This is a genomic window from Massilia aquatica, from assembly GCF_011682045.1.
GTDB classification, from domain to species: Bacteria; Pseudomonadota; Gammaproteobacteria; order Burkholderiales; family Burkholderiaceae_D; genus Telluria_A; species Telluria_A aquatica.
This window is the reverse complement of the sequence record NZ_VVIW01000058.1, coordinates 1-5,233: the sequence shown is the minus strand read 5'-3', so window position 1 is coordinate 5,233 and position 5,233 is coordinate 1. Positions and strand designations below refer to the sequence as shown.

The following is a 5,233-nucleotide window of genomic DNA, read 5'->3' as shown; positions in this document are numbered from 1 at the left end:
ACAATTGAGAGATTTTTCCTGAGGAACCAGACCCCGTAAATTTCAACATGTCGAAAAATCGACTACCACCTGCCTACCATGCAAGATTTTCCGGCTCCCGCATACCCGGATCGAGCCTGCTGCCGCGTCCCGAGAGGGCGCGGGGTTTCGGCTGGCGATCACGGTGAGCAGGTGCCCAAAGCCCCGGCTTGCCGGGGTGAGGCGGTAGCCCCCGCTCCGGTAGGAGTGCCCGCAGGGCAGGGCGTATCCCGCCGAAGGTCTGCGAATCCGGCCATTAGCCATCGAGTCACGCTGTTCAGTCTTCCTTGTGCGCGGAGCGCAGTCTAAAAATACCCTCCAGATTAAGAACTAAGAAGGGATATTGAAGTAACCCCCGTGGTTGAAGGGTGAGGTTTTCAGAATCGGTTAACCGGTCGCTCAGACGGGTGTAAACGGTAGCTCAAAAAATGGCTTGTTTTTGAGCGGCGCAACGTCTAAAATCGGAGCCAGTCTATCAAAATAAGGCCTTAAAATGAGCGTCGTTCGCTTTAAAACCAACCCATTTCTGGAAGATATGGTCATTCCAGCCAAAGGGAAACAGATCAAACTGTCCCGTCTGGGCAAGGATCAGAACGTGCTGGTGAACCATGACACGGGGGAGCATCACGGAACGCATGTAGTGACCTACAAGAAGGTCGATGGGGAGCAATTCGTCAAGCTGTTCACGGCCAATATCGCGATGACCTTCGACCTCTCGGCAGCAGGGATCAAGGCGTTTAGCGTCTTGCTTTGGGTCGTTCAGAACAAGGCTTTGGCGAAGGATGAGATTGATCTTGATGTGCTCGTGCTCGATGAATTCAGTGCTGCGCATGTGAAAAAAGACCCGCCTTTACGGCTTAGCTCGGCAACTTTTAGGCGCGGGATCGCTGAGCTAGAAAAAGCTCAGATCGTTGCCAAGACCATGCGCCAAGGGCGCTACTTCATCAATCCAAACTTCATTTTCAATGGCGACCGGCTGGCCTTCACGACAGTGATCGAGCGGACGAAGCGCAATCGGGATCCGAATACAATCGACCTGTTGGAAGGCAAAACCGACGCCGAAAAAGCGCGTGACGAGGCGGCAGTATGAGCGAATACAGCTATGAAATTCTCCCGCGCCCGGTCGAGCTGGGCGGCGGCTGGCGGCTGCGCCTTCTGGAGAGCGACGTCGAGGTCGGCGGGGGCGTCTTCCCGCCATCCGAATTTTCCGCGAATAAAGCTGACGCTTTGCAGCTCGCCCACTTCGATGCCGAAGATGAGGCGTACGCCTGGCTTGATTCCAGGAAGACGGTTCCAGCTGATCCAAATGCCCAAGAGCTTCAGCGCCGCCGAGCTGCTGTCGAATTCGCCCTTGCCAACGTGGGGCTATCTGGCTTCACGATATCGGAGGCAGAGCGGGATCGCATGCGCCGCTTCGTCGACGGTGGCATGGGCCTTGATGAGTTTGTCAAAGGCTCGCCAGATCACGCCAAGGGGGGACTGTGATGGATGCCGAAGACCTGGGGGCACTGTATGGCATGGCGCTCAAGCAGCAAGACGCAGCTACTGAAGCACTCAACGAGCTTGCCAAAGAACGGGCGCAGCTAAGCGCAACCATCGAAGCACTACAAAACACCTCCCGGAGCCTCCAGAAGGCCGCAGGAGACGCCGCAGCCAAGGCAGTGACAGAAACCCTGGCACAAGCCCCAAAAACGGCTCAAACGGGCTTTGATGCAGCTATTGGCGCCCTCGATATCGCCGCCGGCAAGGTGCGCACCGCCGGCGCCTGGCTCACCTGGCAGTTTGCCCTGGTGTTCATCTTGGTCGGCGCGGCCGCGGTGGCCACCAACTACGCTATCGGCCGCTTCACGCTGCCCGATCGCGCCGAAATCGACGCGCTCCGATCGGAGAAAGCCGAACTGGAGACAAACATCGCGGATCTCGCCAAGCGTGGTGGACGGATCAAACTGTCCACGTGCGGCCCTGGTGATCGACTATGCGTGCAGATCACGCCGAAGCAGGGCAGTGCGCCAGGTCAAACCGACTTCCAAGGCGGGTGGATGAGCGAGGACAAGAAAAAACAGTTCGTCATCCCCTATGGCTACTGACCTGGGAATTTAGCGCGCTAAAGTCAGCGGCTAAAATCTGGACCATCCTTTTTCGGACCTGGCTGCGCCGCCTCGCGCTGCTGCTCCTTGGTGGCCCTCTCCAGTTCGGCCTTGCGCCTTGCTTCGCCCTGGGCGAATTCCACCGCCTGGCGCACCAGCTCGGCGCGACGATCCGCTTCGGCCTTCGCCGCTCGGTCAGCCATAAACTTTGCGTGGAAGTCAGCGGCCCCCTTGCTGAGCACCTCCACCGCGTTGCATTCGCGCTTGGCAGCGGCCCAGTCGCCAGATAGGTCGATGATGCTCCGATTGACCTGGGCCAGCTCGCGTTCTTGGATGCCCTGGGCGCGGGCTTCAAGCAAGCGGGCCCCTACCTCTTCCTCGATGCGCTTCCCCACTTCGGTTCTAACGCCACGCCGTTCCATGCTGGTGACGAAAATACCCAAGTGGCTTGTCGGTATTCGGTCGATGCCCTGGTCTTTCAGGCTGCGATGATCGACCTGTGCCTCGATGCCGTTTTCCCGCAAGCGTTCATTCGTTAGCACGGCCCACCTGGTGCGGACTGCATCGAGGTCGGCGGCGCGGTTGCGCCCTGCCTTTTCTGTGTCGAGCTTGTCCGTCAATCCCTCCGGTCCTACCTTGCGAGTGGTGCGGAGGATATGCGCGTGGTGGTTCCGGCTGTCGCCCTCTTTACCTGGTGCGTGGATCGACACATCAACCGCGCACCCTTCGGCGTTCGCCATCTCCTTGGCGAAGTCCACTGCCAGCCGTCGCCGCTCGTCGGGTGAAAGCTCATCCGGCAAAGCGACTTCGTATTCACGCGCGACACATGAATCCTTGCGGCGCTCGGCAGCTTCGGCGGCGTTCCACAGCGCAGACCGATCAGCCGCCCATTCAGGCGCACCATCGGGCAAAACAAGATCGGTCGAGGCGATGCCACCCTTACGGGTGTAATCGTGAACCTCGCCGGTCCGCTTGTCGGTAATCTCACACCCAGCGCGATAGGCGGCGGCGGCGGTCGAACTTCGACCGGCTGACCGCGATATCGCTTTTACGCTGAAGTGGTAGATTGCCATGGGGTATTGTATTTGCCTTTGTCGCGCAGCGACCGCACGAGTTGACGCAGTCAACTCCTAAGTGCGCCCTTGCTCTTCGCTTTCGCTCTTGGCCGGGTCCTGTCGCTGCCAACATTATAGCTGGCTTTACGGGGTGGAATTACGCCGCTAAAATGAGCCGCATCAACCAATACAGGCGGAGTCAAGCATCATGGCAAAAAAACCAACGGAAAAGCCAGCTCTGCCAGTCAAGGTCAGCTTTCTCTCCGAAAGAGACCAAGGCATACTAGAGCTACCAATTTTTGTGACGCGAGTCAGAAAAAGACCACAGAAAAAACCGACTATTAAAACCAAGAAAGCAGCAGATGACAGCTAATATCGAAAAAGCACAAAAACGAGTTAAGGACTTAGAAGAAAAACTCAAGCAGGCCAAGGCGCTAAAACAAAAAGTGGAAGCAAGGTCAAAAGCAGCTGAAAACAAGCAAAAACGTGCCGCCGATACCCGGCGCAAAATTCTGGTCGGTACTGCCATTCTTGCCAAAATTGAGCGCGGTGAATGGCCCAAAGACAAAATGCTCGAGATGATGAGCCAACAGCTCACCCGAGATGATGACCGTGCCTTATTCGACCTGGCCGCAATCGAAAAGTCTGCGAGCTAACTAACTGAGGGTTGTGCCTTACGCCAGTGTGAGTACTGTGTGCTGGCTGTGTTCACATTAATCTCTTCCTCCATGCAAGCCTTGATTACAGCTTCGCGATTTACTGAGCCTTTTTCTTTCAAAATACGGTCGGCAATTTCCCAAACCTTTCCCGTTTTCGTGCCCATACCTGGTCTTGGATACTGAGAGGATTGATCAGAGGATAAATCCTCTGACGTTCCCACATCCAAAAGCCTAGACAAGCACGCCGCAATGGTTGCTCCGGTTTCTTCACGGTAACGCTCATAAATTGATGTGTAAAGAGAGGCGGGGAGCTGAATGAAAATAGATTCCATGGAAGATTCCTTAAATTTAGATAACTATAGATATAGTATCAGATATCTAGAATTTAGCAAGAAAATCTAGATATTTTTTATGTTATCTACTTGCGCGCTACAATCTGCTCACCCTCGATTCGCCATAGGAGCCCGATTTAGGCCCGGATTGTGATTTCAATTACTGATGGATTCACTCCAAACGTGATCGCAAGTCCGGCCTTCGCTTCTTCAATCGTAAGTCCTGTTACTACCAGCCTTTGTGGCTTAGCTTCTACGGTAGGCGGCATAGGTTGAAATTCCAGCTTACTAATATCGAGGTTGAAATGTTCTTGGAAGTTTGTATAGAAAACCGGATTGCGATAGCCAGGCCAAGCATCAGTAACGTCCAATTCTGCATATTCACTAAAGCCGAGGACCCAACGTTTTTCGTCACCAGGGTTTTGTGAATGTACAACTCGGTCAAGCTTTGCGACCACAAAAGCGGTGTGATGATCTGCTAACGCGTTGCCACGATCCCCGGACACCCGATTTTGAACACACACCACGTATTGACATTTCCTAGCTCGGTTTGCGTCAAGAACCCAAGCTTGCGAACCACCTTCTTCCAACAGTGTTTCCAAGCCATTGGCGGTTAGAACGCATACCGTATCTTCTGTAGTTTTCATATACTTCCCATATAGTTTTATTAGTAAAGAAGTGCATAGTATCATTCTTAATACATAATTGCATCATAATTCTTACATAGTTTTAAAATAGTTTGTCGAGTTCGCGCTTGCGTTAATAACCTCCGCGTTAACCGGGTTTCACGTTGGGTCGCAGCTAAAGCTCTCCAGCTGTGGACAGCCCTTCGGGCCGTGTGCACAAGCCATGGACAGGGGATGCACAACGCTGTGCGTTGCACACGCCCTGCCCACAGCTTGCACACACTCTGACCACAGCAGCCGCGTGACTGCTGGCCGCCACCCCGGCTGCCACAATTGAGAGATTTTTCCTGAGGAACCAGACCCCGTAAATTTCAACATGTCGAAAAATCGACTACCACCTGCCTACCATGCAAGATTTTCCGGCTCCCGCATACCCGGATCGAGCCTGCTGCCGCG

The 5,233-nt window shown here is 54.5% G+C and carries 8 protein-coding genes; 5 read left to right on the top strand and 3 right to left on the bottom strand.

The genetic code is table 11. The features are described 5' to 3' along the window. Nucleotides 1-511 precede the first annotated feature (511 nt). The 3 genes from F1609_RS33740 to F1609_RS33730 are packed head-to-tail and all read left to right on the top strand — an operon-like array spanning nt 512 to nt 2,105. The gene (locus F1609_RS33740; RefSeq protein ID WP_167082285.1) at nt 512-1,108 is read left to right on the top strand and encodes a replication/maintenance protein RepL; all 597 of its coding nucleotides are present in this window, start codon (nt 512-514) and stop codon (nt 1,106-1,108) included. Further along, entirely contained in the window at nt 1,105-1,503 is a 399-nt protein-coding gene (locus tag F1609_RS34140) for an antitoxin VbhA family protein (RefSeq protein WP_187363192.1), read from the top strand. The genes F1609_RS33740 and F1609_RS34140 overlap by 4 nt, the downstream gene beginning before the upstream one ends. Next, nucleotides 1,503-2,105, top strand: a complete 603-nt coding sequence (locus tag F1609_RS33730; protein WP_167082283.1) for a hypothetical protein — start codon at nt 1,503-1,505, stop codon at nt 2,103-2,105. The genes F1609_RS34140 and F1609_RS33730 overlap by 1 nt, the downstream gene beginning before the upstream one ends. 23 nt (nt 2,106-2,128) lie before the next feature. Here the strand turns inward: F1609_RS33730 and mobQ are convergent, their stop codons facing one another. Then, nucleotides 2,129-3,178: a MobQ family relaxase gene (gene mobQ / locus F1609_RS33725; RefSeq protein WP_167082280.1), complete on the bottom strand. Its 1,050-nt coding sequence runs from the start codon at nt 3,176-3,178 to the stop codon at nt 2,129-2,131. Between the two features lie 190 nt (nt 3,179-3,368). On the opposite strand from mobQ, the gene F1609_RS33720 reads away from it, so the two are divergent. Together F1609_RS33720 and F1609_RS33715 are read left to right on the top strand one after the other, a co-directional pair. Beyond that, nucleotides 3,369-3,533: a hypothetical protein gene (locus F1609_RS33720; RefSeq protein ID WP_167082278.1), complete on the top strand. Its 165-nt coding sequence runs from the start codon at nt 3,369-3,371 to the stop codon at nt 3,531-3,533. Beyond that, nucleotides 3,523-3,816: a DUF8583 domain-containing protein gene (locus tag F1609_RS33715; RefSeq protein WP_167082276.1), complete on the top strand. Its 294-nt coding sequence runs from the start codon at nt 3,523-3,525 to the stop codon at nt 3,814-3,816. The genes F1609_RS33720 and F1609_RS33715 overlap by 11 nt, the downstream gene beginning before the upstream one ends. Here the strand turns inward: F1609_RS33715 and F1609_RS33710 are convergent. Both F1609_RS33710 and F1609_RS33705 read right to left on the bottom strand, forming a co-directional pair. After that, nucleotides 3,813-4,151, bottom strand: a complete 339-nt coding sequence (locus F1609_RS33710) for a hypothetical protein (protein WP_167082274.1) — start codon at nt 4,149-4,151, stop codon at nt 3,813-3,815. The genes F1609_RS33715 and F1609_RS33710 overlap by 4 nt on opposite strands. 137 nt (nt 4,152-4,288) lie before the next feature. After that, nucleotides 4,289-4,798: a hypothetical protein gene (locus F1609_RS33705; RefSeq protein WP_167082272.1), complete on the bottom strand. Its 510-nt coding sequence runs from the start codon at nt 4,796-4,798 to the stop codon at nt 4,289-4,291. Between the last annotated feature and the right edge of the window lie 435 nt (nt 4,799-5,233).